Genomic DNA, 26,764 nt, shown 5'->3' with positions numbered 1-26,764 from the left:
AGCTCGTGCAGGCGGTGAGCCAGAGGAACAGTCCGATCAGCGTCGAAGACATCCAGCGGGTTCTCATCACACGGCACCTCCGGGTCCACGGAGGGGGCATGATGAAGATACACTCTTGAAATCAAGCAGCAGAGGGGGTGGAGCGTACTGCGGAGTGCAGGCTGAATACGGTTTGCGGAGGGGCCGCCGCGAAGTGGGGCAAGGGACGTCGCGGCGCGCAGGCGATTGCCAACTCCGTTGCCAAACGGCACCCGACACCAAGTACGTAAGAGGCGAAGTTGCGATGGTGTGCGATGGGCCCGGCTGGACTCGAACCAGCGACCTTGGGATTATGAGTCCGTCCCGGTAAGTCCTTGGCTACGGCTCCAATCTTCCGATCGGTGCATAACTCCGGCAAGAAACTTGACCGGATCAAGCGAAAGCCAAAGGTCGAGAATCTCCATGGATCCCGGTGAATCCCTTCCTTTGACTACCCTTTGACTACTCCTGAGCCCTACTCCGGTAAGAGTGCCCTGCTGCCTCCTTCAACCTCTGATGGACTATTGCCTGGGGGCAGCTCTCGCTTCGCCAACTTGATCGTACCGAAGCCGGTTATCGTTCCAATGGCGACTGGGTAGATCAACGGCTCCAGGGCATCCCGAAGGAAGAAGGGCTCTCCCGTGGTTAGTTGACTAATGAGGATGAAGACAAGGAACGGAAGTGCCGTCACCAGGCCTGCCCCCAAGGCGAAGCGGCCCGCACCTATGTCCTCCAACTTCTGGTGTCTGAAATTCGCCGCCAGATACACTGAGAACAGTCCACCTAACAGAGCCCCCATTACACCGATTCTGATGGCACCGAGCAAGGCCATCATTGAGAAGACCCAAGAGAGTGGTGTACGCGGGCTAAGGATGGCGTAACCCGCAAACAGGCCGAAGGCAGCTACGAACCAACCGGCACCCCAGACCAGGGCGTTTCCAATAACGCCACGAAGCCGTCTCACTATGGTCTTCACTCAACCTCCACTGGACTTTGGTTGCACGGGTCGGATCCTACTTCCTTCCTCCGGGACCGATGACTAGCAGACCCCCAGAACACGCGTATCGGTCAGCTTCAAAGTGCCGGTCTCCCCATAGCGGAACTCAAACCTATGGGTCGCACAGCCGAGCTGACGTAGTCCCCTTGGCTGGTAGTCTGACGTGTAGAGATAGCTGACTACAACGTAGTATCCATCAGGTGTCTCACTAAGGTCATCGATCGCGACATAGACTCCGTCGTCCTCAACCCACATCCCGCGAGGTTCGCCGCGAAGCTCCCCGTATTCCACCAGGTCTGAGTAGTCCCCCCGGATGACCTCTATCTTCGTCGCCATCGGGCCGCCCCATGCACGCCCGACAGCCGATGAATCCAGCGATACTCCACCGGACTCTGCGACTGTCCGGATTGCCAGCAAATCTAAGTAGATCGGTCCATTCGGAGTCTCGCCTGTCTGTTCTGCAACAGCCCATATCACAGCCGAATGGACTTCGGGGAGAATGCGCTCCAGTGGGGGCGTCTCTTGGGAGGCCTGGATCAGTGCCAGAGTAAGAACAACCTTGAGCGTGCCCATTTGACTACCCTTGGCGCGAAGCTCGACCGCGTAAGTTGTTGGTAGGCAAAGTGGGCCCGGCTGGACTCGAACCAGCGACCTTGGGATTATGAGTCCCCTGCTCTAACCAACTGAGCTACGGGCCCTGAGATTGGCCCCCAGCCCCGGTCCGGGCGGCGGGAGCCGATGCGCAACGACGGAGGTTACGTGCCGGGCGCCCGCTTGAACAGTGTCCGCCTCGAGGAGCCGGTCCGCCGGCCGGAGCGTCGCGTCGAGTCGAACCGCCACACCCCCTGCCGCAGGGGGTCTTACCGCTCGTCGTCCTGGTTTTTTCGCGCCGAGTCCCTGGCCTGCACCACGTCGTCCGCCAGCAAGGCCGGTCCCTCCAGGAAACGACCGCTCTCGCCTGACTTGAAGTGGATGGCCTTCTGCACCCAGACCGCGACGGGCTCGCCGCCACTCTGGGCCGGCTCGAACACCATGGCATCCACCACCTGCTCCGCCGCCCGGTCGAACACGTCGTATCCGCTCGACTTCAGCACTTCGGACGCACCGACCGTACCGTCCCGCCCCACGTAGACCCAGAGGAGGGCCGTCACGTCCAGGCCCGTGTCGCGATACCCCGAGGGATAGGCCCTGCGCATGACGTGGCCGACCTCCTCCTGGTTCTGCAGCACCGGCTCCACGTCGTACGCCACGAACACCGGCCCATCGGCCGGATCCGGGTCCTGGGCCTGCATGGAAGGCGGACCGAACAGGGTGAGCGCCAGCAGTGTCGTCGTGAAGAGGATGACGCCTCGCATGAGAACCTCCGGGTAGAGAGACGAGAACACTCGAGTCCGATCAACTCTCTCGCGTCTACGAAACACAAAGCGGCCGGCAGATGGAAGGGAGTTCGCCGACGCCCGCCCTCCCCCGCTCGCGTGCTCCTCGCCTTGCCCTTCGTGCACACGCGGCGAATCTTGGGAGTTTACCGATTGTCCGGACACTCTTCAGACTTGGGCTCGCCCCGATGCGCATCATCATCGTAGGGGCCGGTGAGGTGGGGACTCACGTCGCCGAGCGACTCGCCAACGAGCGGCACGACGTCGTGGTGGTCGACGTGGACCAGGACCGCCTGGACTACGTGGAGAGCCACATCGACGTAGCGGTCGTCGAAGGCTCTGGCGTCAACGTCAGCGTCCTCGAGGATGCCGGGATCGCGCAGGCCGGCCTGCTGCTGGCCGTCACCAGCGTGGACGAGGTCAACCTCGTCAGCTGCATGTCGGTTCCGGCCCGGAAGGGACTGACGAAGGTCGCCCGCGTATCGAATCCCGATTTCTACCGCGGGGGCGAGGCCCTCCGTCCGTCCCGGTTCGGAGTGGACGTCCTGATCAACCCCGAGCGCGAGCTGGCGCTCGAGACCTTCGGCCTTCTCGAGTCCACGGCGGCCACCGACCTCACGTTGTTCGCGGGCGGGACCGTGCAGCTGATCGGCCTCACGATCCTCGAGGGCGCGCCGGCGGACGGAAGAACGCTCCGTGAGCTGGGCAAGAAGGTGGGCAACCGGTCGGTCCTGGCCGTGGCGATCGATCGCGACGGCGAAACGATCATCCCGAGCGGCGAGACGGTGGTGCGCGCCTTCGACCACGTCTACGCGGTGGCCGCCGAAGACAAGATCGGCGTCACCCTGGAAGTATGCGGATACGCGCAGGAGAAGCTTCGTCGCGTCATGATCTCCGGTCACAGCCGGGAGGCGTTCTACCTGGCGAGGCTTCTGGAGCAGCATGGCGTCGAGGGCACGGTCCTCGTCAGCGACCCGGAGATGGCGCACGAGTTCGCCGTCCGGCTCGAGCGCACGCTGATCCTCCAGGGGGACGCGACCGATGTCGAGCTGCTCGAGTTCGAGGGCGTCGCCGAGACCGACGCGTTCGTCGCCTTCACCGATGAAGACGAGATGAACATCATTTCGTCGCTGGTGGCCCGCGACCTCGGGGTCAAGCAGGTCATCACGCTTCTCAACCGAACGGACTATCTGCCGCTGGCCCGCCGGATCGGCCTGGAGACGGCGGTGAGTCCACGGATCGCGGCGGCGAACGCCATCCTGCAGCACGTCCGTCGCGGCTCGATACGCAACGTGGCCGTGTTCAAGGACGTCGACGCGGAAGTCATCGATTTCGTGGTGGCGGCGGACAACCCTCTGGCGGGAATCCCGATCGAGAGGATCGAGTTCCCCGAAGACGCCATCCTGGCCGCCATAGTGAGGGACGACGACATGCATATTCCGCGGGGATCCGACACGCTCGAACCGGGCGACGAGGCCATCGTGTTCGCGCTGTCCAGCGCCGTTGGCGAGGTGACCCGCTTGTTCCCGTCATGAGCCGCGGCTAGGTCCGGGCTCTTGCGATACCCGATGAGGCTCCATTGAGATACCGGGCGATCCTGCACCTGATCGGGGGGCTGCTGATCGCGTCCGCCCTCGCGATGCTGCCGGCTGCCCTGCTCGGTCTGCGCGAGGGCAATGGTATCGCCTGGATGATCTCGGTGGCCTTTCCGGGCGTCGCCGGGACCCTGCTCTGGCTCTTCACCCCCCGTCATGTCGAGATCAGTCCACGCGACGCCCTGGCCACGGTGGGCCTCGGCTGGGTCACCCTGGTCGTGGCCGGAGCGGTTCCGTTCCTCGTCACCGGGGCCACGAGCTCGATTCCTTGGGCCGTATTCGAATCCGCCTCCGGGTTCACCACCACGGGCGCCACCGTCTTCTCGGTGGTGGAGGAGCTGCCGCCGAGCATCCTGCTGTGGCGGAGCCTCGCCCACTGGATCGGCGGCATGGGCATCATCGTCCTCGGGGTGGCCATTCTGCCGCTCATCGGGGTCGGCGGCGCGCAGCTGTTCTCCGCCGAGGCCCCGGGAATCACCACGGACAAGGTGAAGCCGCGGATGGCGACCACGGCTCGACTCCTGTGGGGCGTCTATCTCTTTCTTACTCTTGTGCTTTTCATTCTTTACCTCACCCTCGGTATGAGCGTCTTCGACGCCATCAACCACGCGATGAGCGCGCTGGCCACCGGCGGGTTCTCGACCCGGACTGCTTCGATCGGCTTTTACTCCCCGGCGATCCAGTGGGTGACCATCCTGTTCATGTTCCTCGCCGGAGTGAACTTCACGCTTCACTACCGGGCCCTCACGGGACACCCGGGCGAGATGTTCCGGAACGCCGAGTGGCAGTGGTATCTGACCTCGTCGCTCGTGATCTCGGCCATGTGCTTCGTGGCCCTCGGGGTCAGCGAAGGGGCATTCACGGGCGAGCTCGTGCGGCGGGCAACGTTCTCGGTCGTCGCCGTTCACAGCACGACCGGGTTCGGGACCTCGGACTTCGCCGCGTGGCCAGCCATCTGTCAGGTGTTGTTGCTCAGCCTCATGTTCGTGGGTGCCATGGGAGGATCCACCGGCGGCGGCTTCAAGATGATCCGGGGAGCCGTGGTGGCGCAGCACGTGATGGGCGAGATTCGAAAGGTGCTGCACCCGAGGGCGGTGATCATCACGCGGGTGGGTGGACGGCCGATCCGCGAAGATCTCGTGTTCAAGGTCCTCGCCTTCCTCGCCATGTACATGGGCACGCACGCCATCGGCACCGCCGTGCTCGCCGCCCTCGGCAGCGATCTGGTGACGGCCCTCAGCGGGTCACTCGCGGCTCTGTCCAGCATCGGGCCGGGCCTGGGAGACGTGGGGCCGGCAGCGCATTACGGACACCTGGGCGGAGCGGAGCTGGTGGTGCTGTCCATTCTCATGCTGCTGGGACGACTGGAGTTCTACACGCTCCTCGTGCTCCTCATTCCGAGCACCTGGACGCGGACTCACCGGACGCCGCGTCCGCCGCGGATGTGGCGGCGACGACTGAGCCGGCGGGCCCGTCACCGGGCGAGGCAGATCGACCCGATGAGCTCGACGCCGGGGAAGTCCTGACATGCGAAGCGTCCAGCGGTGGCTTCACGGACCGGACTCCACACGGGACCCCGGGGGACGCGGGCCCTCGGCTACCCAGTTCTTCGTCGGATCGTTTGCCCTGCTCGTGCTGATCGGGACGATCGGCTTCAAGGTGATTCCCGGTCTGTATACCGGCGCCCCACTCAGCTGGATGGACGCGCTGTTCACGGCCACCAGCGCCGTGTGCGTGACCGGCCTGATCGTCGTCGACACCTCCACCTACTTCACGCCGCTCGGGCAGGCGTGGATCGCGCTGCTCATTCAGCTGGGCGGGATCGGCATCCTCACCCTGGCCACGCTCCTCATCTCCCTGGTGGGCCGGCGGATGTCTCTCGAGCTCGAGAGAGCCGGGGGACGCCGGGGTCTGAGCCGGGCCTATCCGGATCAGCGCTCCGTCCTCGCCGCCGTGGTCAAGCTCACCTTTCTGCTGGAGTTCGTGGGCGCGGTGGTTCTGTGGCTCCTGTGGCGGGGGCGGCTGGGATCGGTCGAGGCGATCTGGCCCGCCATCTTCCACGCGATCTCCGCCTTCTGCAACGCGGGCTTCTCGACGTTCAGCGACAGCCTGATCGGTTTCCAGTCGGCGCCCCTGACCCTGCTGGTGGTCTCTGGATTGATCGTTTTCGGGGGGCTCGGATTCCTCGTGCTGGATGACCTCCGATTCCGTCTTCGCGGCCTTTCCGATCGCCTCACGCTCCACTCGAAGCTGGTCCTGGTGATCACGACCGGCCTGCTGCTGGGTGGCGCCGCCCTGTACCTGTTCTTCGAGACGCATTTCGATCTCAGCCAGATGGGCCTGGGCGACCGGATCGCGAACGCCTGGTTCATGTCGGTCACCGCGAGGACGGCCGGCTTCAACACCGTGGACTACGGCGGAGCGTCGAACGCCTCCATCTTCCTCACCATGGGGCTCATGGTGATCGGCGGATCGCCGGGCTCCACCGCGGGTGGACTCAAGACGACCTCGGTGGCCCTGCTCTTCCTCCTGCTTCGCCACCGGCTGGCGGGCAAGGAGCACACCTCCGTGATGGGACGCACCGTGCCGCACGAAACGCTGGAACGAGCGGCCGGGATCGTGGTGGGCGGTCTCCTCGTCCTCGCCCTGTTCGTGTTCGTGCTGCTGATCGTCGAGCTTCCGGCGCACGGAGAGCTGGACCGCGGGCACTTCCTGAAGCTCATGTTCGAGGCGCACAGCGCCTTCGGTACCGTGGGCCTGTCGCTCGGAGCGACCCCGGATCTCACGGCCGGGGGGCGGCTCCTCGTGTCGCTGCTGATGTTCATCGGGAGGGTCGGGCCGCTGGCGCTCGCCACCAGCATGGTCATGAGAGGCAGCCGCGAGACGGCGAAGATCCGATATGCGAAAGAGAACGTGGTCGTCGGCTGACCGTTCCGTCTACACACCGAGGACGATGTGAGCGACAAGAGACGCAGGTTTCTGGTGATCGGTCTGGGCCACTTCGGCTGGTGGGTCGCGGAGACCCTGTACGCGAGAGGACACGACGTGATCGCGATCGACAGGAACGGCGACCGGGTGGACCGCGCCGCCGACCACGTCACCCTCGGAGTGGTGGGGGACGCGAGCCAGCCGGAGGTTCTTCAGCAGGCGGGCATCGACGGGGTGGAGGCGGCCGTGGTCAGCACGGGCAACGACCTCGCCTCGTCGATCCTCTCCGTGCTGGCCCTCAAGGACGTCGGCATCAAGGAGATCTACGTCAAGGTCACGAGCCGTCGCGCGGCCCGCGCGCTGGAGGCGTTTCACGTCACCGAGACCATCTTCCCGGAGCGCGACTCGGCCGAGCGGCTCGCCCAGCGAATCGGCTCGAAGACGGTCCTCGACTATCTCCCCCTCGCGGAGGGCTATTCGATCCAGGAGATCGCCGTCCCGGACGCGTGGATCGGCCAGTCTCTCGCGGAACTCGACCTTCCATCCCGGGAAGGGATCCAGGTCGTGGCGATCCTCGACGTGCTCACCGACACGTTCAGCGTCGTGCCGGACTCGAAGCGAAAGCTCACCGAATCGGACGTCGCCGTGGTGCTGGGCAAGGACGAGGTGGTGGCGCGCATTCTCGGACGCGCGGTGGAGGGCGACGCGTTCTAGGAAACCCCGGGGTGCCGTATGCGGCCGGGGTTCAGTCGGTCCCGAACAACCGGTCGCCCGCGTCTCCGAGTCCCGGCAGGATGTAGCCCCTTTCGTTCAGCTCCCGATCGAGCGCCGCCGTGTATACGGGGACGTCCGGGTGGTCTTCGAGCATCCGCCGCACGCCCTCCGGGGCGGCCACGATGCACATCATTCGGATGTTCTTCGCCCCCGACTTCTTCAGATAGCTCACCGCCGCGCTGGCCGATCCCCCGGTGGCGAGCATCGGATCGACAACGACGAAGACGCTCGCCTCCAGCGGATGGGGGATCTTGAAGTAGTAGTCGATCGGCTCCAGCGTGTCGTGATCCCGCTGAAGACCGATGTGTCCGACCCGCATGGTGGGAATCAGGTTGAGGACGCCGTCCACCATCCCGAGGCCGGCCCTCAGGATCGGGACCAGGGTGAGCCGCTCGCCCATCACGATGTCGCCGGTCGTCGCCTCCAGCGGCGTCTCGACCCGCACGGTCTCCGTCGGCAGATCGTAGGTGACCTCGTAGGCCAGCAGCATCGCGATCTCGTCCACCAGCTCCTTGAAGATCTTCTTCGGCGTGTCGCGCTTGCGGAGGAGCGTGACCTTGTGCCGGAGCAGCGGGTGGCGGGTGACCATGAGGTTCGGCAGCGCCGGATCCCGGTCGAACATCCCCTCGGCAGCGCTCGCGCTCATCACGCCTCCACGATCAGCATGGGTTGGGAACGATCCTCGATCCGGCCTACGACCGACGCCGCGTAGCCCGCGGATTCCCACTCCGCGGCCAGCTCCGAGGCCTCGTGCTTAGGAACACAGGCGAGCAGCCCGCCCGATGTCTGTGCGTCGCAAAGGAGGATTCTCAGGGCCTCCGGTATTCCGGGCTCGAAGGAGGTCACGGCCTCGATCGAGGCGCGATTCCGCTCCGTGCCGCCCGGGACGAACCCCGACTCCGCCAGCTCGACGGCCTCCGGAAGGTACCTCGGAGTCGACGCGAGCACCCGCGCCGAGACCCCGGATGCGGAACAGATCTCTCTCAGGTGTCCCAGCAGGCCGAAGCCGGTCACGTCCGTGAGCGCGTGCACCTCGTGTCCCTGCAGTAGAAACACGGCATCCCGGTTGAGCTGGCGCATGGACCGGACCGCTGCCCGCACGGTCGGAGCGTCGGCGGCCCCCCGCTTGAGGGCGGTCGTCACCACGCCCGTGCCGAGCGCCTTCCCCAGCACGATGGCGTCGCCGGGCTTCGCGCCCGACTTCCGGTACACGCGCTCCGGCTCCGCGAAACCGATGGCGACGAGTCCGAACTTGGGCTCGTCGTCGTCGATCGAGTGTCCTCCGGCGATCACGATTCCCGCCTCCTCGCACGTCAGCGCCGCGCCTCTGAGGATGCCGGCCACCACCTCACGGGAAAGGGTCGACACCGGCACGGCGAGCACGCTGAGGGCAAATGCGGGCGTGGCGCCCATGGCGTACAGATCGCTGAGGGCGTTGGCGGCGGCGATCGATCCGAAGTCCTCCGGATCGTCCACGATCGGCGTGAAGAAGTCGACGCTCGCCACGAGAAGGCGGCCGTCGCCGAGCGAATACACGGCGGCATCGTCCGGCGACTCGAGCCCGATCAGCAGGTTCTCGTCGTCCGCCGGCGGCAGCACGGACAGAATGTGTCGCAGGTCCTCCGGACCCAGCTTGCAGGCTCAGCCGGCGCCGTGCGAGAACTGGGTCAGGCGGACACGCTCGGAAGCGGGCGTGTTCATGAAGCCAAGCTAGACGCGGCCGGACCTTTGCGGCAACGGCAGGCGCCTGCCAGATTTGTCGGCGGATCATGGGCTTTCTGACCGGGCGCCGATACGAGCAGAAGCGCACCGACATGGTCGACCGGCAGCTCCGGCGGCGCGGAATCTCCGATGCCGGGGTCCTCGAGGCCATGGGGAGCGTGCCGAGGCACGAGTTCGTTCCCCCCTCCCAGCTTCACGCCGCCTACGCGGACTGCGCCCTGCCGATCGGGCACGGCGCCACCATCTCGCAGCCGTACATCGTGGCCGTGATGACCGAGGCCCTCGAGCTGCAAGAGGGTCTCAAGGTCCTCGAGGTGGGGACGGGCTCCGGCTACCAGGCCGCCGTACTGGCCGCGTGCGGAGCCCGGGTGTTCAGCATCGAGAGAATCGCGCCGCTGTACGAGCGCGCCGCGCGGGCGCTCGAATCCACCGGGTTCGGGCAGGTTCGCCTCCGGCTCGGCGACGGAAGCCGTGGATGGCCCGAAGAGGCGCCCTTCGACCGCATCCTGGTCGCGGCCGCAGCGCCCGCCGTGCCCCCTGCGCTCCGCGACCAGCTGGCCGACGGCGGAATCCTCATCGCCCCGGTGGGCGACGACTGGATGCAGAACCTCGTCCGTCACCGGAAGAGGGGGGACCGGTGGGACGTCGAGCCGATGGAAGGCGTTCGCTTCGTGCCGCTCGTCGAGGACGCGGCGCCGGAGGACTGACCGGGACCACCCGAGATCGGCGCTCCCCTACCAGTTCTTCTCCACCTCGGGGTCCCGGGAACGATTCCTCTCCAGCCGCCGGCCCTGCACATCCTGCTCCTGCTGAGCGGCCACCTCGAGCAGATCGAGGGCCTCCGCGGCGGACAGCTCCGGGGTGGAGGGTGCGTTCGTTTGATCGGCATTGGCCGATCCGCCGCCGCCTCCGCCGCCTCCTCCGTCCTGAGGCTCCTCGTTCTGCTCCAGCCACCGGCCCACCAGCTCGAGGTTCCACCGCGCATCTTCGTCGGCCGGATGCTGGGTGAGCACCCAGCGGAAGCCGTCCCACGCCTGTTCGAGGAGAGGTCTGCGATCCTCGAACAGGAGCTCGCCCCCGAGCTCCGGGGGCCTTCCGGCGAGAGCGCGCGCGAGCGCCAGATTGTAGGTGGCGTCCGCCTCCAGGTCCTCATCCTCCGTCTCGAGCGACCTCTGCGTCGGCTCGAGCGCACCTTCCCAGTCCCCGGCAAGGAGAAGGCCGGCGCCGAGGTTAAACCAGTCGAGCGGGCGGCCCGGGTCCTCGGATCGCTCACGGAACTCCGCCAGCCGGTCGGCCGTCACCACGGTCGACGTGTCGATTCGCATGGGAGCGATCGGCGCGGTCGAAGCCTGCTGTCCGGAAGCCCCGCGCACGAGGGCGATCCCGGCGAGCCCGACCAGGAGCCCCAGCGCGGTGGCTGGCAAACCAGCCGCGACGAACCTCATCAGCCCCTCCTCACGAGGTAGCCCTCGATGAAAAGGAGACCGAACGCGGCGAGGAGCAGCAGGCTGGCCTGCCGCCCCGATCCCGGGTCGGGCCGACCTCCTTCCACCTCCAGTCGATCGATCAGCCTCTCGAGTCCTTCGTCATCACCCGGGACCGAGATCCCGCCGGTCATGCGAGCCACCTCGGCGAGCGAGGCCGCGTCGAGTCGGGTGACCACGGGCTCTCCGTTCCTGTCCGCCAGCCAGACGTCGCCATCCACCTGGACCGTGCGCACCGACTCCTCCACCGTCGCGGCTGCATCCCCCCCACCGTCCACCGGTTCCGGAATCGGGACGCGACTCCCCTCGGCCGTGCCCAGCCCGACGGTGAATACCGGCACGCGCATGCGGACCGCCCGGGCGAGCTCCGCGGCGACCGCCTCGCTCTCGGCGGTCGCCTCTCCATCGGTGAGGACCACCAGGATCCGGCGTCCCCGGTCGTTCCCTCCCGCGAGTACGTCGAGGCCCTGCCGGATCCCATCCGCGAGGGACGTGCCCCCCTGCCCCACCAGCGCCGGGTCCAGCGTGTGAACGAACATGAGCGCGGCCTCGCGATCCTCCGTCAGGGGCGAAAGCACGTATCCGCGCCCGGCGAAGTACACGATGCCCAAGCGTCCGGGGAGCCGGAGAACCAGCTCGGCGCCGAGGGCCCGCTGACGCTCGAGCCGGCTGGGCGAGACGTCCGTGGCCCACATGGAGTTCGAGGCGTCGAGCACCAGCACCGTCTGGAGATCGGACTCCTCGGGCACATCCTCGGTGGCCCCACCGACCGTCAGACCGGCCGCGAGCGTCGCGCAGCCCGCGGCCAGGAGAAGAGCGCGCAAGGCACGCTGCCATGGCGAGGGAGCGCCTGTAAGCCTCTCCAGAAGCGAATCATCTCCCAGCGCCTCGCGGTCCAACCGGGTACGGTACGCGGCCAGGCCCCGGAGAACGAGGGCCAGGATGGCGGCGGATGCCGCAGCCAGCCAGGCGGAGACACCGAGCCCGATCACGCGAACACCCTACGGGCCCGGGTGGCCGCGCCCAGGAGCTCGATGGCGAGGGCGACGAGCGCCAGGACGAGCAGCTCGGACCGGACACCGGCCTGCTCGACGAGGCGCACTTCCTCGACCGGCGCCGTCTCCAGCTCATCGATCCGCCGGTAGATCCGGGTGAGGGCCTCGGGGTCCGTCGCTCGGAAGTAGAGTCCGCCGGTGGCTCGAGCGATCCGGTCGAGGAGCTCGTCGTTCACGGTCACTTCCATGTCCGCGTACTGGTATCCGAACCGCGTTCGCCCGATCGGAACCGGGGCCACGCCGTCCCGGCCGACCCCGATCGTGTAGACGCGCATCCCGAGCGCCGCCGCGGCCGCCGCTGCGGCATCCGGCTCGATCTCGCCGCGGTTGTTGTCGCCATCCGTCAGGAGGACCACCACGCGAGAGCCCTCCTCGACCGATCGCAGCCGGTTGATGGCCGTGGCCAGCGCCGTCCCGATCGCCGTGCCGTCCCGCAGCTGACCGACGTCCAGGTTGTCGATCGCCTGGTAGAGAATCCCGTGGTCGAGCGTCCCGGGAACCACGGTGAGCGCCTCACCGGCGAACGCGACCAGTCCGATCCGGTCCCCCTCCCTCCCGGACACGAACCGGCTCACCTCTCGCCTCGCCACGGCGATCCGGTTCTGCGGCCGGAAGTCCTCGGCCAGCATCGAGCTCGAGATGTCGAAGGCGAGCATGATCGTCACCCCCTCCGAGCGTTCCTCGACGGTCTCCACCAGCCGCACGGGGCTGGCGAGGGCCAGGACCGTGAGCACCAGGGCGACCGTCCGCCACGCGGGAGACCACGCCGACCACAGGGTGAGGTGGCGGAGACGGACGGCCGGATTCTCCTCTCCGGTCGGCTCACCGCCCGAAGCCCCGGCCTCGGGCTCCGGGGCGGCGTCGCGGGACTTCTTCCGAGCCAGCTCACCGATCCCCGGGAGCGGCATCCTCACGCGTCGCCGCTGCAGCGCGGCCCAGCCGATCGGGATCAGAACGAGCAGCAGGACGAAGGGCCAGGCCCCGAGAGAGAGCCCGAGCATCAGGCGGCCTCCGATGCGGATTCCGCCTCGACCCAGGCGAGGCAGGCATCCGCATCCCCGAGGGCCGCCGACTCCGCGGCCTCGACGTGCGCGAACCGGACGAGTCCCGCCCGTCCCTGCAGGGTGCGCAGTCCCTCCACGACGTGTGCCCACCGGGCATCCGCCGGCGTCTCATCCACGAACTCCCGCACCGGCCGCTCGGGAGGCCAGCCGCGGCGGGCCGCCAGGAAGGAGCGCAGCACCTCTTCGAGACCGTCGTAGAAGGCGGCCAGATCCACCTCCCCGCTCTCGAGCCGCCGCTTCAGCCGGGCCAGCGCCTGGCGGGCCTCTTCGACCGGGTCCACCGGGAGGACCTCCTCCACCTCATCCGTCCGGCGAAGCCGACTCGCCAGCCACCGGAGCGCCGCCAGGGCGAGCAGCAGGAGGAGCAGCAGCCACCAGGGGAAACGCCACGTGCTGCGCGGCCCCTTCGGCCCTTCCAGGGGCAGGGGGCCTTCCGAAGCGGCCGGCAGCACGGAAACCACCTGAACGGGTGGAGGCGAGATGGCGACCTCCTCTCCGTTCCAGCCGACCGCCACCGGGGGGAAGGCCCAGGAACCGGCCTTCCAGGCCACGAGCCGGTAGCGCGCGCGCCACCGGCCGTCTCCGTCCGGGCTCCAGGCCACCTCCACGGTTCGGAGCTGCTCGATCTCCGGAGAGAGGGTGACGAGCGGCGGGAACTCCACGTTCGCGCTCTCCGGCCCGGCAATCGAGACGCCGAGGGTGAAGGCCTCGCCCACCTGCACGGTGTCGGGGGAGAGAGCGGCCGCTGTCCGGGGCGTGGAGGCGGCCCGGCCCCCGGCGGGCTGACCGACGGCGGCGGCCGGTCCGGAGCCGAGCAGGGCCACCGCCAGTCCCGAGGCGACCGCGGTCCGTCGAACGACCCGACGCATCAGTGCAGCCTCGCGCGAGCCCGCCCGGCGAAGAACGCGGCCAGCTCCGCGGCATAGGAGCGATCGGTAGCCAGGAGGAGTCGGTCAGCGCCGGCCCGGCGGAACACCTCCTCCACCCGCCGCTCCCGTGCCTCTTCCAGACTGGCGAGCTCCCGGCGCGTGGTCGGATCCCCGAGATCCAGGACGCCGTACTCGCCCGTCTCGGGATCCCGCACCTCGACGAGACCGGCCCGCGGGAGCGACCTCTCGCCGGGATCGACCAGGTGCAGCCCGACCACGTCGTGTCGGCGAGAAGCCGCCGTGAGCGACTTCGAATACCCGGTTCCCTGGAAGTCGGACAGGACGAACACCAGCGACCGGGTCTTCAGCGAGCGGACCGCCGTCTGAAGGGCGAGTCCGACGTCCGTGCCGCGTCCCTCGGGCCGATGACTGGCCAGCACGTGCAGCAGTTGCCGCAGCCGACCCCGCCCGCGCCGCGGCGCCAACCAGCGTTCCACCCGGTCGGTGAACAGCAGGAGCCCGACGCGGTCGTTGTTCCGGGCCGCGGCGAGTCCGAGCAGGGCCGCCAGCTCCAGGCTCAAATCCCGCTTCGTCCGCACGCGGGTCCCGAAATCGGTGGAGCCCGACAGGTCGACGGCCAGGAGGACCGTGAGCTCCCGCTCCTCCACGAACTTCTTGATGTAGGGCTTGCCCATGCGGGCGGTCACCTTCCAGTCGATCGCCTGGAAGGGGTCTCCCGGCTGGTAGGCGCGCACCTCGGAGAACTCGATCCCGTGCCCGCGGAACACCGAATCGTAGGCCCCCACGGCGCGGTTCTCCATCAGGCGTCGAGCCCTCAGCTCGAGCCGGCGGACGAGGGCCGGGAGCGCGGCCGCGTCGGGGCTTGCAGTCCGTTCCGGCCTACGGCGCCGGAAGAGACGAAACGGCATCAGGGTACCGGGACCACCGCCAGGAGCCGCTCCAGAACCTGGTCCGGAGTGATCTCTTCGGCCTCCGCCTGGAACGTGAGGACGAGCCGGTGCCGGAGAACGTCCGGGGCGAGAGCGCGCACGTCTTCGGGCACCACGTACGCCCGCCCGGCCAGGAACGCCTGGGCACGCGCGGTGCGGGCGAGGAAGATGGTGGCCCGGGGAGAGGCCCCGTACTCCAGCCAGGCAGCCAGGTCGGCGTCGAGCTCCGCGGCATTCCGGGTCGAGCGGACGAGATCCAGGATGTAGTTCTCGACCCGCTCGTCGAGATAGATCTCGGCCAGCAGGTCGCGGGCCGCGACGATGTGGTCCGCGGTGGCCACCGGCGCGAAGGGCGCCAGATCGTCGGTGATCGTGGTGCGGAGGATCTCGCGCTCTTCCTCCCGCTCCGGGTAGTCCACCCGGATCTTCAGCATGAAGCGGTCGACCTGGGCCTCGGGAAGCGGATACGTGCCCTCGTGCTCGATCGGGTTCTGGGTGGCGAGGACCAGAAACGGCTCGGGGACGGGATGGGTCTCTTCACCGATCGTCACCTGGTGCTCCTGCATGGCCTCGAGCAGGGCGGACTGCACCTTCGCCGGCGCCCGGTTGATCTCGTCGGCCAGGATCAGGTTGGCGAAGATGGGCCCCTTCTTCGGGACGAACTGGCGATGGACCTCGTCCCAGATCAGGGTGCCGATCAGGTCGGCCGGCAACAGGTCAGGTGTGAACTGTATGCGCTGGAAGCTGGTGTGGATGGCATCCGCCAGCGTCCGCACGGCCAGCGTCTTCGCGAGCCCGGGCACGCCTTCGAGAAGCACGTGGCCGCCCGTCAGGAGCCCGATGAGCAGGCGGTCGATCATCCGCTCCTGGCCCACCACGCGCAGACCCACGGCGCCACGGATGTCATTGAGGAAGCGGCTGGCCTCCGTGATCCGCTCCGTCCGGGCGTCGAGCTCGGCTTCCGTGATCCGCTCGCCCGCCCGGTCTTCCGAGTCCCCGGCGGTCGGGTCCGTGGTCTGGATTTCGGTCAATTCCCCGCTGCCTCCCTGTCCGCTCAGCGCTTCATTCGCTCGCCCTCGTCCTCGAACCGGAAGACGTAGGCGGCCAGCGAGCCCGGTCGAATCTCGCCGCTTCTCGCCCGGACGTCGAGGTCCGTGCCCGAACCGTCCCCGGCGTCCGGCACGTCCAGGACGGCCTTCACGTAGCTCCCGAGACGGTCCCGCCATCTACTCCACGACTCGGCCCGGAGGTCCACCCACCCGCGATTGGCCCAGCTGACCTCGGCCGGTCCATCCGGCACCACGCTGACCCTCGGTCCCCTGAGCAGTCGCTCGCCGTCGGGCATCAGGATCGGGATGCCGATGGACAGCACGTCGGAGCGCAGGCGGTCGTCGGCCTCCACGAGAGCCAGCGAGCGAGCGGCCGTGTCCTCGGGATCCAGCTCCGCAGCCGCCCGGACCTCCGTGTACAGTCGGTAGAGGATCTCGGCCTCGAAGAGAAGCTTGCTGAGCCTCGGCGGGCCGAGCATCTCGAACGCGACCGAGCGGACCCGGTGCTGCTGCTCGAGCTGCTCCATGTAGCGCAGCGCCGTCTCCCGCAGCGCCCCGCCACGGTACGTCGGGCCCATCGTGGCCGCGTCCAGCGCACCCACGATGTCGCGACCGGTCGGCCGGCCCCGGATCTCGGCGATGGCGGCGTCCGCGATCTCTTCGGGAGTGATGATCTCCATCAGACCGAGGGCCGAAATGGTCTCGTACTCGCCGAGGCTGAACAACCCGTTCTCGCCGGCATCCAGCCAGACCGACTCCAGCGTTTCTCCGGTGTCCACACAGCGACCCTCCGCCGACCCGGAGAACGCCTCGTCGAGGTCGACGGGAGATCGGCAGTCGAAGCGCGTGATCGGCTTCCCACCCCGCATCACCGGCCCGAACCCGATCCGCTTCCAGGCGACGGCAGCCGTGGGTTTGACTTCCTTCACCACCGGCGCGTCCGGGGTACGCCCCATCAGGAACAACAGCGCCGAGTGCGCCCCCGACACGCTGGATTTCGACAGCAGGGTAGCCGACGGCCTCTCCTCCGAGTGGGTGAACGGCACGTTGAGGCCCATGCCTCCGGTGCCGGACGTCCCGATCTTCAAGTACACCTCGGTCCCCGCCACCCGCATCCCGTGCATCAGGACCTGCACGTGCCGGATCAGCTGGGGCAGGTAGAGCGTCGTGAGGTGCTTTTCGATGTCCGCAACGGTGGGCTTGTCGCCGCTCCACATCAGGTCTCGCAGCCGGCCCGCGGAGGTGAAGAGATCCTGGTAGGCGATCGCCGTCGCCGTGTTGACGCAGTCGATCACCAGCTCCGGCCGGTGCTGCTCGAGGAGCGTGTAGAGCAGGTTTCGCTTGAAGTCCCTCTCTTTCAGGTCCCCGAGGAGGTCGTCGAGAATCTCCGCCCGACCTTCGTCCGTCCCCAGCATCTCGGTCCGCGACTCGTCCCGGCGGCCGGCTCGCAGCAGGATGTCTCCCCACTCCGGCACCAGCTCCACGCCCTCCGCCTCCGGCATCGCGCGCAGCGTCTCGACGCCTTCCTCCGCCTCCGCCCTGCGGAGAGCCGCGATCACCAGCTTTTCGGGCTCGAGGGGCAGCAGCTTGCGGGCGATGGCGATTCCGACGAGGCCGGATCCGCCGAGCATCAGGATGTTTCTTCCCTTTATGTCCATTTCACCCGTTCCTGTTCAGAGCGTGAAGCCGATCGATCTCGCCCGCCTCGAGCGGGCGCCAGCTTCCACGCGGGAGATCGCCCAGCGTCAGCGGGCCGAAGGCGACCCGCTTCAGGGCGTGAATGGTGAGGTCGACCTTCTCCATCATCCTCCTCACCTCCCGGTTCCTGCCTTCCGCCAGCGTCAGCTCGATCACGGCCTCGTCCGGCCCCGGGCCCTGTTTCACATCGACGCGAAGAGCGCGCGCCGGCCCGTCGTCGAGATCGACGCCCTCACGGAGGCGCTGCAGCGCGGCAGCGGTCACCGGGCCGGCGACGGTCACCTCGTACCGGCGCCGCATCTCGTTCCTCGGGTGGAGCAGTCGCTCCGCCACCGCCCCCTCGTTCGTGAGGAGGAGAAGGCCCTCGCTCATGTAGTCGAGCCGTCCGACGTGAAACAGGGACGAGGACCCGTCATCGAGAAGATCGTAGACCGTCGGACGACCTTCGGGGTCGCTGCGGGTACACAGGACACCGGGCGGCTTGTGCAGCATGATCCAGCGCGCCGGCTCCGGTCGCACGAGCACGCCGTCCACTTCGACCCGCACCGAGTCCGGATCCACCTTCGTGCCGAGCTCCGTGACGACGGCGCCGTTCACCGCCACCCGACCTTCCCGGATGAGATCCTCGCTGGCGCGCCGCGAAGCCACCCCGGCCCTGGCGAGGTATTTCTGGAGACGCACTTCCTCGCCCACCTCAGCGATCCTCTCCCCCGGCCTCCTCTCCGGCCGGGGACGCCTGCGGCGCCTCCGAAGCCGCGGCCGTCTCCGTCTCCGCGGTCGTCTCCGTCTCCGCCGCGTCCTCCATCGCCTGCTGGAGCTCGCCCAGGACCACCGGAAGCTCCTCCGGAGACGGCAGGTCCGACAGGTCCTTGAGACCGAAGTGCTCGAGGAACTTGCCAGTGACCCCATAGAGGAGCGGGCGGCCGAGACCCTCCCCGCGCCCCACCACCTCGACGAGCTCCCAGTCGAGCAGCGTCCGCAGCACGGAGCTCGCACTCACCCCTCGCACGTCTTCGATCTCGATCCGGCCGATCGGGCTCCGGTACGCGATAATGGCGAGAGTCTCGAGAGCGGCCGGCGACAGGTGGGGAGCCCGGGGGACCGAGTCGAACCGCTCCAGGTAGGGCGCGTATTCGGGCTTCGTGAGCACCTGGTAGCCATCTCCGAGCTGGTAGACCTGGAAGGCGCGCTCGGACTCCTCGTACACCTGCCGGAGGCTCTGGATGGCGGCCTCGACGCTCTCGACGGACAGGCTCTCGTCCGCCCGCACGATGTCCGCCGGAGTCAGCGGGGTCTGGCTCGCGAACAGCGTGGCCTCGACGATCTGTTCGACCTTCACGACGTGCCCTCCACGGCTTCGGACCCATCCGACCGCGCCGCCCCTTCCTTCTTCTCCTCGGGAAGCAGCCAGATCGAGGCGAACGGCTTGAGCTGCTCGATTCTCAGGACCTGCTGCCGGGCGAGCTCGAGCGCGGCGAGCAGCGCGGCGACGGCGTGCGCCCGGGTGCCCCACGGTCGGAACAGCCGATCGAAGGACACTCGCTTCGCCTTGCCGAGCAGGCGCTTGAGAAGCGAGGTCTTCTCGGCCACGGTGACCGTCCTCGAGGGCGGCCTGACCTCCACCGGCGGCAGCGGCTCGGGGATGCGCGATGCGACCTCGAGGAATTCCTCGAGGCTGAGCTCGAGGGCCACTGGTTCCAGGACCGGGGCCGGACGGCTCTCCACGTATCCCTTGGCGAAGTGACGCCCTCGCTGAGCCTCTGCGCTTTCCAGCACGTGCACGACATCCTGGAAGTGTTCGTACTCGAGAAGCCGGCGAACGAGCTCGGCGCGTGGGTCCTCGTCCCAGTCGGGCTGTGCCGGACGCGGCAGCAGCAGCTGGGCCTTGATGCGCACCAGCGTCGCCGCCATCTCGAGGAACTCCCCGGCTCTCTCGATCGGCATCGCATCGAGGCCCTCGTCGAGGACCTTGATGAACTGCTCGGTGATCCGGGCGATCGGGATGTCGAAGATGTCGATGTCCTGGGAGCGGATCAGGTGCAGAAGCAGGTCGAGCGGGCCTTCGAAGCGCTCCAGGGACACCTGGAACGGCTCGATACCATGCATCGCCGCCTCGCGAACCCGCGCTCGCGTGATCATCTCGAACTCACCACGTACCTTGTTTCATCGCAGGAAACGGTGTATTCTGTGCGGTCTTTGGACCCTTTCAAGCCGTGAACGAACGAAGGAACAGAGCCTTGCCCAACATCAAGAGTGCCAGCAAGAGGCTTCGACAGAACCAGAAGCGGCGGGAGCGCAACCGGACCGTGCGCTCCGAGATCAGGACCCGGACCCGGAACCTCCTCGAGCTCGACTCCGCCGACGAGGCGGAGGAAGCGTACCGGAAGATCGCGTCCGTGCTCGACACCGCCGCCCGGAAAGGCATCGTATCGAAGCAGGCCGCCGCGCGGCGCAAGTCGCGGCTCGCCCGGTACGTCCGCCGGCTGGGCGACTGACGGTCGCGAAGAGCCGCATCGAAGGCAAAGCAGCCCGCGTGCCCCATCGGGACGCGGGCTGTCGGCGTTCAGTGACCCTCCGGTTTCCGGTCGTCTTCCTCGCTCGAGCCTGACTCTCCCTCTTCCTCGTCCAGCATCGCCGACACCGCGTCGAAACTCTCCGTGTCGTCCAGCGACAGGGACTCGAGAAACTCCAGCTCGTCCATGAACTCGGCGGGCTCGGCGGGCTCGGCGACCACGGGGTCCTCCTCCGGCTCCGTGGCCTGCGTCTCTTCCGCTTCGACGAGCACCGACTCGTCCGAGGTCTCATCCTCCTGCTTCTCGACCTCTTCGAAGGCCTCTACCTCCTCGAGCTCTTCGACGAGCTCGATCTCTTCCATCTCCTCGACCTCCTCGATGACGGCCTCCGCTTCCGGCTCTTCATCGAGCGGCTGGGTCATCCACGGCTCGTCCTCCTCCGGCTCCGAGTCGGCGGCGTCCGGCGCGTCCCACTCGGGCTCGGCCGAGATCTCCTCCGGAATCGGGGGCTCGGCTTCCACGACCGTGGCGACCGACGCCACCGTCCCGCCAGAGACACCGCCCGCGAGCTCGCTCAGCACTTTCTGAAGTGATTCGACGGCCGTGCTCTGCTCGTTCAGGCGCGCTTCGAGCTCATCGATCTGGGACTGGTGCTCCGTTCGTCGTCGCTCCCATTCCTCGTCGTCGAACTCTCCCACGGCATGCCGAAGCCGGGTCTCCTCGAGCTCCGCGGAACGGGCATCGTGCTCCGCCGCTACCTCATCGACTCTCGCCGTGCGGTCCGCGAGGGCCGCCTCCAGCTCCGCTCGGTGGCCCTCGAGCTCGCCTTCGACAGCCGACAGACGCCCCGCGTAATCCGCCCGTACCTTCTGCGCGACTTCGGGACGGAACTCGCCGCCGAGATCCTCCAGGCGGGTCATCCATTCCTGGAACGTGGCTCGCTTCTCCAGCAGATCTCGAATCGCATCGGGTATCACGTGTCCACCATCCATCGAGGGCCTCGAAAATGTGGGTTCACGAGCCGGAGGGGTGGCTACCGCCCGGATCGAACGACGCCGGTCTCAACTGCGGGAGAACCGAACCTCTCCACCGACCAGCGTATGATGCACTCGCCCGGTCAACTCCCAGCCGGCGATCGGCGTGTTCCGGCTACGGGACCGGAACTCCGCCGGATCGACGACCCAGCGCTCATCCGGGTCCAGGACGACGATGTCCGCGGGCGAGCCGGGCCGCAACGTGCCGCCATCGATTCGCATGATCCGGGCCGGACGACAGGACATCCGGTCGATCAGGCCGGAGAGACCAAGATGACCCGTCTCGACGAGGGCCCGCATGCAGAGCCCGAAGGCGGTCTCCAGTCCGTTGATCCCGAACGGCGCGTAGTCGAACTCCTGTTCCTTCTCCTCGTAGGTATGCGGAGCGTGGTCGGTGGCGATCACGTCGATGACCCCTTCGACCAGGGCCCGTGTGACGGCCTCGACATCCTCCTCCGTTCGGAGCGGCGGGTTGACCTTGGCTTCCGTGTTGTACCCGCGGCACATCTCGTCCGTCAGGATCAGGTGGTGAGGGGTGACCTCGGAGGTGACCGTGAGCCCCTTCTCCCGGGCCAGCCGCAGCTGCTCGACCGACTGCCGCGCCGAGACGTGGCAGACGTGCAGGTGTCCGCCGGTGAGCTCGGCGAGCTGCACGTCGCGAGCCACCATGCAGGCCTCGGCCGCGTTCGGAAGCCCGCGCAGCCCGAGGGCCGTGGCCACGGCGCCCTCGTTCATCACGCCGCCGGCCAGCGCCCGGTCTTCCGCGTGCTGGAGCACCGGGATCCCGAAGGTCTGCGTGTACTCGAGAAGGCGGCGCATGAGACCCGTGTCCCAGACCGGTGCCCCATCGTCCGAGACGGCCACCGCCCCCGCCTTCACGAGCTCGCCGATCTCGGTCATCCGCTCGCCCTGCTGGCCGATCGAGGCCGCCCCGATCGGCATCACCTGCGTGCCCCGCGCCGCCCGGGCCGCCAGCCGCACGTAGCCGACGGCGGCCGGGTCGTCGATCGGGGGGTCCGTGTTCGGCATCGCCCACACGGTGGTGAAGCCTCCCGCGAGGGCGGCGTGCGAGCCGGTGTGGATCGTCTCCTTGTGCTCCCCTCCGGGCTCGCGGAAATGGACGTGTACGTCGATCAGGCCGGGAGCGACCACCCGGCCCTCCACGTCCAGCACTTCCGCGTCGTCCGGGCCGGCGATGTCCGTGCCGAGCGCCTCCACGCGCCCATCGACCACGAGCAGGTCGGATCGATCGTCGAGATCCTGGGAGGGGTCCACGATCCGTCCGCCGCGCAGCAGCAGGGGTCTCATGAGGCGCTCCCTTCCTTGGCGGCTTCGGCCCCGCCCGGCGCGCCGCCGGCCAGCAGATAGAGGACGGCCATGCGCACGGCTACGCCGTTGGTGACCTGCGGAAGGATCACGGACTGCGGACCGTCGGCCACCGCGGAATCGATCTCCACCCCCCGGTTCATCGGCCCCGGGTGCAGGACGACCGTTTCGCGAGGCGCGCGCTCGAGCCGCGCGCGCGTGACCCCGAACACGCGATTGTACTCGCGCAGGGACGGGATGAAGCCCGTCTTCATGCGCTCGAGCTGAAGCCGAAGCACGTTCAGCGCGTCGGCCCACTCGATCGCCTCTTCGATGTGGTAGAAGGTGCGGACGCCCATCTGCTCGATGCCGTAGGGGATCAGGCTGCGGGGACCGCACACCGCGACCTCCGCTCCGAGCGCAGTCAGGCCGAAGATGTTCGAACGGGCCACCCTCGAATGCACGATGTCTCCCACGATGCACACTCTGAGGCCCTCGATCCGCCCGAACCGGTCGCGCAGCGTGAGCAGGTCCAGCAGGGCCTGCGTGGGGTGCTCGTGCTGGCCATCCCCTCCGTTGATCACGTTGGAGGGAATCCGATCCGCCAGGAAGCGCGCGGCTCCCGACGACGGGTGACGGATGACCACCATGTCGATCCGCATCGCCTCGAGGTTCCGGGCCGTGTCGACCAGCGTTTCGCCCTTCACGACCGAGGAACCCGACGAGCTGATGTTCACCGTGTCGGCTCCGAGGCGCTTTTCGGCGAACTCGAAGGAAATCCGGGTCCGGGTGGAGGGCTCGAAGAAGAGGTTGACGATCGTCTTGCCGCGGAGGACCGGGACCTTCTTGATCGCCCGCTCGCTGATCTCCTTGAAGGGCTCGGCGGTGTCGAGGATCCCGGTCAGGGTCTCGCCCGACATTCCCTCCAGTCCCACCAAGTCCTTACCGAGCTCGAACTCCGGCCTCGCCTGGCTCATTCGCTCTCCGGGGATGCGACGCGGGTGACGGACATTTCCTGATCGAGCTCCGGGACCCGGACCTCCACGCTCTCCCCGTCCCCGACGGCGACGGTGAGCCCGACGTGATCCGCCTGGATGGGCAGCTCCCGGCCGCCCCGGTCCACCAGGACGCAGAGCTCCACCCGCCGTGGTCGGCCGAAGTCCGCCAGCTCGTTGAGCGCGGCGCGGACGGTGCGGCCCGTGTAGAGCACGTCGTCCACCACCACCACGCGAAGATCGTTGATGTCGCCCGGAATCTCGGTCTTTCCGATGACCGGGCGGGGTCCGATCTGGTCGAAGTCGTCCCGGTACAGGGTGATGTCGAGACTGCCGGTCGGGATGTCGCGGCCCGTCTGTCGGGAGACCCGCTTCGCGATCCGGGCGGCGAGCTCGACGCCCCGTCGGTGGATGCCGACGAGCATCAGGTCCTCGACCGCGCCCTCCTCGAGGATCTCTCCAGCGAGCCGCTCCAGCGCCTCTTCGACGCCGCTCTCATCCAGCAGCAGGGTCGTGTTCTCCGGGGTCGACATGCGGGGACGCCTTTCGTGGCGGCTGAGTGCGGACGGCCATGCGAGGGCCGTGCTCGCCGCAGTATACGAGGCCCATGCCGGTGGATCAACGGGCCTGAAACCGGCCTCCGAAAGGCACTTTGCAGCCCTGTTCCGGCTTTACAGCCGTGGGGTGGGCTCTCTAGCTTCGGGTCCGCTCGATGGCACCCGAAAGGGCACCGGACACGGTGTCCGCGCTTCACTCCGAGGAGGACGGAGCATGGTGAGACGCTGGCTGGCGGGCCTGGCCTTCCTGGCGCTGCTCGCGCCCTCCACCGCCCGGGCGCAGGAAGCGGGTGCCGGGGACGCGGCCGACACGGCAAGGGTCACGATCGATGGACCGATGGTCGTCGTGCCCGGGGCGCATTTCGATCTCGCCATCGAGGCCACGGCACGCCAGGCGATGGGCGGGCTGCGGGTGCGAACGGAAGGCGGCCGAGTCCTCGGACGCATCGAAGTGGAGATGGGAGAGGGCGGCCGGTTCGAGTTCGAGGACCTCGCCATCGAGAGCGCGGACGACTTGCCGCTCGTGGTGCTCAGCGGCTGGGGCACCCCGATCGCCACTTTCGAGGCGCGGGTCTTGCCCGGCTGGATCAGCCTCCTCCCTCCCCTGCTCGCCATCGTCATCGCGCTCGCGTTCAAGGAGGTCGTGACCGCGCTCTTCCTCGGCGTGTGGCTCGGCGGGTTCTTCGTGGCGGGCCTGAATCCGATCGCGGGCACGCTGCGGGCCATCGATACCTTCATCACGCCCGCCCTTGCCGACCCGGACCACGCGTCCATCCTCGTGTTCTCCTTCCTGCTCGGCGGCATGGTGGGCGTGATCAGCAAGAGTGGAGGCACCCGTGGGATCGTCGAGGCCGTACGACCGCTGGCCACCACGCCGCGCCGAGCCCAGCTGGCGGCATACCTGAGCGGCCTGGCGATCTTCTTCGACGACTACGCGAACACCCTGATCGTCGGAAACACCATGCGGCCCATCACCGACCGCATGAAGGTGTCGCGTGAGAAGCTGGCCTACATCGTGGACTCGACCGCCGCTCCCGTGGCGGCGATCGTCTTCGTGTCGACCTGGGTCGGGTTCGAGATCTCGCTCATCGGGGACGGCCTCGCGGCAGCCGCCGCCGCGTCGGGAGGCCAGATCGAGCTCGCGGCGCTCTCCGACGCCAACCCGTTCACCGTGTTCCTGCACTCGATCCCGTACCTGTTCTATCCGCTCCTCGCGCTGTTCATGGTCGGCCTGATCGTGTTCCTGCAGCGCGACTTCGGGCCGATGCTGAAGGCGGAGCAGCGCGCCTCCCGGGGAGAGGGCCTGTACCGGGACGGCGCCATGCTGATGACGGACACCGGCTCCGAGGTACTCGAGCCGGCCGAGGGCACGCCGCTGCGCTGGATCAACGCTGCGCTCCCCGTGGTCTCGGTCGTCGGCGTCGTTCTGCTCGGTCTGTTCCTCGAGGGCCGGGCCAACCTCGGAAGGCCGGGCACCCTTTGGGAGGTGTTCGGCGAGGCCAACGCGTTTCACGCTCTGCTGTGGGGCTCGCTCACCGGCGTGCTGGTCGCGATCGCGCTCGCCGTCGGACAGCGGATCCTGAGCGTGCACGACGCGATCCAGGGCCTGGTGGGAGGCATGCGCGCCATGCTGCTGGCCGGTGTGATCCTGATCCTCGCCTGGTCGCTGAGCAACGTGACCGAGGTCCTGGGCACGGCCTACTATTTGAGCCACTTGCTGGAGGGGAACCTCAGGCCCGAGTTCCTACCGGTGCTCGTGTTCCTGACGGCGGCCTCGATCTCGTTCGCAACCGGGACATCCTGGGGCACCATGGCGATCCTGGTGCCGCTGGTGATCCCGCTGGCGGTGGGCATGGGCGGGGCGGCCGGGTTCGACGCGGGGGCGCACTACTCGATCCTCCTGGGCTCGATCAGCTCGGTGCTGGCGGGGGCGATCTTCGGCGACCACTGCTCGCCGATCTCGGACACCACGGTGATGAGCTCGATGGCCACGGCGTGCGACCACGTAGATCACGTTCGAACGCAGCTTCCGTACGCGCTCACCGTGGCGCTGGTGGGGATGGCGGTGGGCGACATCCCCACCGCGTTCGGGATGTCGCCGTTGATCTCGTACGCCCTCGGCGGGGCGATCCTGTTCGCCCTTCTTCGCTTCTACGGGAAGAAGGACTTCGACTCGCCGCAGTGGGCGGGTGAGGGGGCCGGCGCTGACGGGAGCTGATGGAAAGCGCCAGGAACGCCGGAAAAGCCCGGGAGGAGCCGCGGTACGCCCGAATATTCTGCGGACGCGCGGCCCCTTTCCCGCGAACCCCTCCCGGCTTCCTGTCCAACACTCAGCCGGTGCCGTCACTTCGCCGTCACAGGAGATAGAGAGGAAGCTCGACCGGCGCCCGGAACTCGTGGAGACCCGATGACCGAAGATCCTCTGAATGGAGAGCTTCTCGACACCGAGGCGATGGCTGCGGAAGCCTACCCGTTATTGAGGGACGCGGTGGGCTCGATACTCAAAGGGAGCGCTGAGGCGCGCGGGGCCTACCAGGCGCTCCTGGCTCGCGGCCTTGCCGAGCAGGAGGCCCGCGAGGAGATCGCCCGCGTACTTCTCGCTACCATGTTTCACATCGGAGCCCAGTCGGAGAGGCTTGCTGAAGCTGGGGGCGGAGCCGGACTGCGGCGCCAGGCGTTCGCCCGGCTTGCCGCGGGCGAGACGGCGAGAGAGATCTTCGAACACCCCGACTGAAGGGCTGCGACCTGTTGTCCCGCGGACCGGCGTTTTCCTCCCACCGT

The 26,764-nt window shown here is 68.0% G+C and carries 27 protein-coding genes and 1 tRNA gene; 8 read left to right on the top strand and 20 right to left on the bottom strand.

What is annotated here, in order from left to right; all coding sequences use genetic code 11:
* Positions 1-493 precede the first annotated feature (493 nt).
* The 4 genes from AC36XV_RS13660 to AC36XV_RS13645 all read right to left on the bottom strand — a co-directional run bounded on the left by AC36XV_RS13660 (position 494) and on the right by AC36XV_RS13645 (position 2,370).
* Positions 494-994 (bottom strand): hypothetical protein, encoded by a 501-nt coding sequence (locus AC36XV_RS13660; protein WP_492204241.1) that lies wholly within the window; start codon positions 992-994, stop codon positions 494-496.
* Positions 995-1,057: 63 nt separating this feature from the next.
* Positions 1,058-1,588, bottom strand: coding sequence for a hypothetical protein (locus tag AC36XV_RS13655; RefSeq protein ID WP_492204240.1), 531 nt, complete (start codon positions 1,586-1,588; stop codon positions 1,058-1,060).
* Between the two features lie 51 nt (positions 1,589-1,639).
* Positions 1,640-1,713, bottom strand: a tRNA-Ile gene (locus tag AC36XV_RS13650).
* Between the two features lie 162 nt (positions 1,714-1,875).
* Positions 1,876-2,370 carry an energy transducer TonB gene (locus AC36XV_RS13645; RefSeq protein ID WP_492204239.1) on the bottom strand — a complete coding sequence of 165 codons (495 nt, stop codon included), beginning with the start codon at positions 2,368-2,370 and terminating at the stop codon, positions 1,876-1,878.
* A gap of 209 nt (positions 2,371-2,579) precedes the next feature.
* Between AC36XV_RS13645 and trkA the strand changes: the two genes are divergently transcribed.
* The 4 genes from trkA to AC36XV_RS13625 are packed head-to-tail and all read left to right on the top strand — an operon-like array spanning position 2,580 to position 7,628.
* Complete coding sequence (gene trkA, locus AC36XV_RS13640; protein WP_492204238.1) at positions 2,580-3,926, top strand: Trk system potassium transporter TrkA; 1,347 nt, start codon at positions 2,580-2,582, stop codon at positions 3,924-3,926.
* 44 nt (positions 3,927-3,970) lie between these two features.
* Positions 3,971-5,512, top strand: a complete 1,542-nt coding sequence (locus tag AC36XV_RS13635) for a TrkH family potassium uptake protein (RefSeq protein WP_492204237.1) — start codon at positions 3,971-3,973, stop codon at positions 5,510-5,512.
* A gap of 1 nt (position 5,513) precedes the next feature.
* Complete coding sequence (locus AC36XV_RS13630; protein WP_492204236.1) at positions 5,514-6,914, top strand: TrkH family potassium uptake protein; 1,401 nt, start codon at positions 5,514-5,516, stop codon at positions 6,912-6,914.
* A 27-nt stretch (positions 6,915-6,941) separates the two neighbouring features.
* Positions 6,942-7,628, top strand: a complete 687-nt coding sequence (locus tag AC36XV_RS13625) for an NAD-binding protein (RefSeq protein WP_492204235.1) — start codon at positions 6,942-6,944, stop codon at positions 7,626-7,628.
* 31 nt (positions 7,629-7,659) lie between these two features.
* Here AC36XV_RS13625 and upp read toward each other — a convergent pair whose 3' ends face one another.
* Together upp and selD are read right to left on the bottom strand one after the other, a co-directional pair.
* Positions 7,660-8,334 (bottom strand): uracil phosphoribosyltransferase, encoded by a 675-nt coding sequence (gene upp, locus AC36XV_RS13620; RefSeq protein ID WP_492204234.1) that lies wholly within the window; start codon positions 8,332-8,334, stop codon positions 7,660-7,662.
* The gene (selD, locus tag AC36XV_RS13615; protein ID WP_492204243.1) at positions 8,334-9,320 is read right to left on the bottom strand and encodes a selenide, water dikinase SelD; all 987 of its coding nucleotides are present in this window, start codon (positions 9,318-9,320) and stop codon (positions 8,334-8,336) included. Before selD ends, upp begins: the two co-directional genes overlap by 1 nt.
* 137 nt (positions 9,321-9,457) lie before the next feature.
* Here selD and AC36XV_RS13610 point away from each other — a divergent pair, with 137 nt between their 5' ends.
* Positions 9,458-10,117 (top strand): protein-L-isoaspartate(D-aspartate) O-methyltransferase, encoded by a 660-nt coding sequence (locus AC36XV_RS13610; protein ID WP_492204233.1) that lies wholly within the window; start codon positions 9,458-9,460, stop codon positions 10,115-10,117.
* A gap of 27 nt (positions 10,118-10,144) precedes the next feature.
* Here the strand turns inward: AC36XV_RS13610 and AC36XV_RS13605 are convergent, their stop codons facing one another.
* From AC36XV_RS13605 to AC36XV_RS13560, 10 genes are all read right to left on the bottom strand, one after another.
* A complete protein-coding gene (locus AC36XV_RS13605) occupies positions 10,145-10,855 on the bottom strand; it encodes a hypothetical protein (RefSeq protein WP_492204232.1) in 711 nt (236 codons plus the stop codon).
* Positions 10,855-11,886: a VWA domain-containing protein gene (locus AC36XV_RS13600; protein WP_492204231.1), complete on the bottom strand. Its 1,032-nt coding sequence runs from the start codon at positions 11,884-11,886 to the stop codon at positions 10,855-10,857. Before AC36XV_RS13600 ends, AC36XV_RS13605 begins: the two co-directional genes overlap by 1 nt.
* Positions 11,883-12,950: a VWA domain-containing protein gene (locus AC36XV_RS13595; RefSeq protein WP_492204230.1), complete on the bottom strand. Its 1,068-nt coding sequence runs from the start codon at positions 12,948-12,950 to the stop codon at positions 11,883-11,885. The genes AC36XV_RS13600 and AC36XV_RS13595 overlap by 4 nt, the downstream gene beginning before the upstream one ends.
* Positions 12,950-13,882 (bottom strand): hypothetical protein, encoded by a 933-nt coding sequence (locus AC36XV_RS13590; protein WP_492204229.1) that lies wholly within the window; start codon positions 13,880-13,882, stop codon positions 12,950-12,952. Before AC36XV_RS13590 ends, AC36XV_RS13595 begins: the two co-directional genes overlap by 1 nt.
* Positions 13,882-14,811 carry a DUF58 domain-containing protein gene (locus AC36XV_RS13585; protein ID WP_492204228.1) on the bottom strand — a complete coding sequence of 310 codons (930 nt, stop codon included), beginning with the start codon at positions 14,809-14,811 and terminating at the stop codon, positions 13,882-13,884. The genes AC36XV_RS13590 and AC36XV_RS13585 overlap by 1 nt, the downstream gene beginning before the upstream one ends.
* The gene (locus tag AC36XV_RS13580) at positions 14,811-15,800 is read right to left on the bottom strand and encodes an AAA family ATPase (protein WP_492204242.1); all 990 of its coding nucleotides are present in this window, start codon (positions 15,798-15,800) and stop codon (positions 14,811-14,813) included. The genes AC36XV_RS13585 and AC36XV_RS13580 overlap by 1 nt, the downstream gene beginning before the upstream one ends.
* 86 nt (positions 15,801-15,886) lie before the next feature.
* Positions 15,887-17,539, bottom strand: a complete 1,653-nt coding sequence (locus AC36XV_RS13575; RefSeq protein ID WP_492204227.1) for a Rossmann-fold NAD(P)-binding domain-containing protein — start codon at positions 17,537-17,539, stop codon at positions 15,887-15,889.
* A gap of 1 nt (position 17,540) precedes the next feature.
* Positions 17,541-18,272 carry a pseudouridine synthase gene (locus AC36XV_RS13570; protein ID WP_492204226.1) on the bottom strand — a complete coding sequence of 244 codons (732 nt, stop codon included), beginning with the start codon at positions 18,270-18,272 and terminating at the stop codon, positions 17,541-17,543.
* A gap of 1 nt (position 18,273) precedes the next feature.
* On the bottom strand, positions 18,274-18,918 hold the full coding sequence (gene scpB, locus AC36XV_RS13565) for an SMC-Scp complex subunit ScpB (protein ID WP_492204225.1): 645 nt from the start codon (positions 18,916-18,918) through the stop codon (positions 18,274-18,276).
* Entirely contained in the window at positions 18,915-19,718 is an 804-nt protein-coding gene (locus AC36XV_RS13560; protein ID WP_492204224.1) for a segregation and condensation protein A, read from the bottom strand. Before AC36XV_RS13560 ends, scpB begins: the two co-directional genes overlap by 4 nt.
* A gap of 98 nt (positions 19,719-19,816) precedes the next feature.
* Between AC36XV_RS13560 and rpsT the strand changes: the two genes are divergently transcribed.
* Positions 19,817-20,074, top strand: a complete 258-nt coding sequence (gene rpsT, locus AC36XV_RS13555; RefSeq protein ID WP_492204223.1) for a 30S ribosomal protein S20 — start codon at positions 19,817-19,819, stop codon at positions 20,072-20,074.
* A gap of 68 nt (positions 20,075-20,142) precedes the next feature.
* Here the strand turns inward: rpsT and AC36XV_RS13550 are convergent, their stop codons facing one another.
* The 4 genes from AC36XV_RS13550 to pyrR form a co-directional block, all read right to left on the bottom strand.
* Positions 20,143-21,084: a hypothetical protein gene (locus tag AC36XV_RS13550; RefSeq protein ID WP_492204222.1), complete on the bottom strand. Its 942-nt coding sequence runs from the start codon at positions 21,082-21,084 to the stop codon at positions 20,143-20,145.
* Positions 21,085-21,153: 69 nt separating this feature from the next.
* The gene (locus AC36XV_RS13545; RefSeq protein ID WP_492204221.1) at positions 21,154-22,434 is read right to left on the bottom strand and encodes a dihydroorotase; all 1,281 of its coding nucleotides are present in this window, start codon (positions 22,432-22,434) and stop codon (positions 21,154-21,156) included.
* Positions 22,431-23,408 carry an aspartate carbamoyltransferase catalytic subunit gene (locus AC36XV_RS13540; protein ID WP_492204220.1) on the bottom strand — a complete coding sequence of 326 codons (978 nt, stop codon included), beginning with the start codon at positions 23,406-23,408 and terminating at the stop codon, positions 22,431-22,433. Before AC36XV_RS13540 ends, AC36XV_RS13545 begins: the two co-directional genes overlap by 4 nt.
* Positions 23,405-23,959, bottom strand: a complete 555-nt coding sequence (pyrR, locus tag AC36XV_RS13535; protein ID WP_492204219.1) for a bifunctional pyr operon transcriptional regulator/uracil phosphoribosyltransferase PyrR — start codon at positions 23,957-23,959, stop codon at positions 23,405-23,407. Before pyrR ends, AC36XV_RS13540 begins: the two co-directional genes overlap by 4 nt.
* 238 nt (positions 23,960-24,197) lie before the next feature.
* On the opposite strand from pyrR, the gene AC36XV_RS13530 reads away from it, so the two are divergent.
* The gene (locus tag AC36XV_RS13530; protein WP_492204218.1) at positions 24,198-26,201 is read left to right on the top strand and encodes a Na+/H+ antiporter NhaC family protein; all 2,004 of its coding nucleotides are present in this window, start codon (positions 24,198-24,200) and stop codon (positions 26,199-26,201) included.
* 189 nt (positions 26,202-26,390) lie between these two features.
* The gene (locus AC36XV_RS13525; protein WP_492204217.1) at positions 26,391-26,717 is read left to right on the top strand and encodes a hypothetical protein; all 327 of its coding nucleotides are present in this window, start codon (positions 26,391-26,393) and stop codon (positions 26,715-26,717) included.
* The last annotated feature ends 47 nt before the right edge of the window (positions 26,718-26,764 follow it).

This window comes from Candidatus Benthicola sp., assembly GCF_058719085.1.
The sequence above is the reverse complement of the archived record's forward strand: the minus strand, read 5'-3'. Positions and strand labels throughout refer to the sequence as shown.

Coding starts and splice junctions, on each gene's coding strand:
- AC36XV_RS13655 (WP_492204240.1), bottom strand. CDS start 1,588: ATGGGCACGCTCAAGGTTGTTCTTACTCTGGCACTGATCCAGGCCTCC.
- AC36XV_RS13645 (WP_492204239.1), bottom strand. CDS start 2,370: ATGCGAGGCGTCATCCTCTTCACGACGACACTGCTGGCGCTCACCCTG.
- trkA (WP_492204238.1), top strand. CDS start 2,580: ATGCGCATCATCATCGTAGGGGCCGGTGAGGTGGGGACTCACGTCGCC.
- AC36XV_RS13630 (WP_492204236.1), top strand. CDS start 5,514: ATGCGAAGCGTCCAGCGGTGGCTTCACGGACCGGACTCCACACGGGAC.
- upp (WP_492204234.1), bottom strand. CDS start 8,334: ATGAGCGCGAGCGCTGCCGAGGGGATGTTCGACCGGGATCCGGCGCTG.
- AC36XV_RS13610 (WP_492204233.1), top strand. CDS start 9,458: ATGGGCTTTCTGACCGGGCGCCGATACGAGCAGAAGCGCACCGACATG.
- AC36XV_RS13605 (WP_492204232.1), bottom strand. CDS start 10,855: ATGAGGTTCGTCGCGGCTGGTTTGCCAGCCACCGCGCTGGGGCTCCTG.
- AC36XV_RS13595 (WP_492204230.1), bottom strand. CDS start 12,950: ATGCTCGGGCTCTCTCTCGGGGCCTGGCCCTTCGTCCTGCTGCTCGTT.
- AC36XV_RS13590 (WP_492204229.1), bottom strand. CDS start 13,882: ATGCGTCGGGTCGTTCGACGGACCGCGGTCGCCTCGGGACTGGCGGTG.
- AC36XV_RS13585 (WP_492204228.1), bottom strand. CDS start 14,811: ATGCCGTTTCGTCTCTTCCGGCGCCGTAGGCCGGAACGGACTGCAAGC.
- AC36XV_RS13575 (WP_492204227.1), bottom strand. CDS start 17,539: ATGGACATAAAGGGAAGAAACATCCTGATGCTCGGCGGATCCGGCCTC.
- AC36XV_RS13560 (WP_492204224.1), bottom strand. CDS start 19,718: ATGATCACGCGAGCGCGGGTTCGCGAGGCGGCGATGCATGGTATCGAG.
- AC36XV_RS13550 (WP_492204222.1), bottom strand. CDS start 21,084: ATGGATGGTGGACACGTGATACCCGATGCGATTCGAGATCTGCTGGAG.
- AC36XV_RS13545 (WP_492204221.1), bottom strand. CDS start 22,434: ATGAGACCCCTGCTGCTGCGCGGCGGACGGATCGTGGACCCCTCCCAG.
- AC36XV_RS13540 (WP_492204220.1), bottom strand. CDS start 23,408: ATGAGCCAGGCGAGGCCGGAGTTCGAGCTCGGTAAGGACTTGGTGGGA.
- pyrR (WP_492204219.1), bottom strand. CDS start 23,959: ATGTCGACCCCGGAGAACACGACCCTGCTGCTGGATGAGAGCGGCGTC.
- AC36XV_RS13530 (WP_492204218.1), top strand. CDS start 24,198: ATGGTGAGACGCTGGCTGGCGGGCCTGGCCTTCCTGGCGCTGCTCGCG.
- AC36XV_RS13525 (WP_492204217.1), top strand. CDS start 26,391: ATGACCGAAGATCCTCTGAATGGAGAGCTTCTCGACACCGAGGCGATG.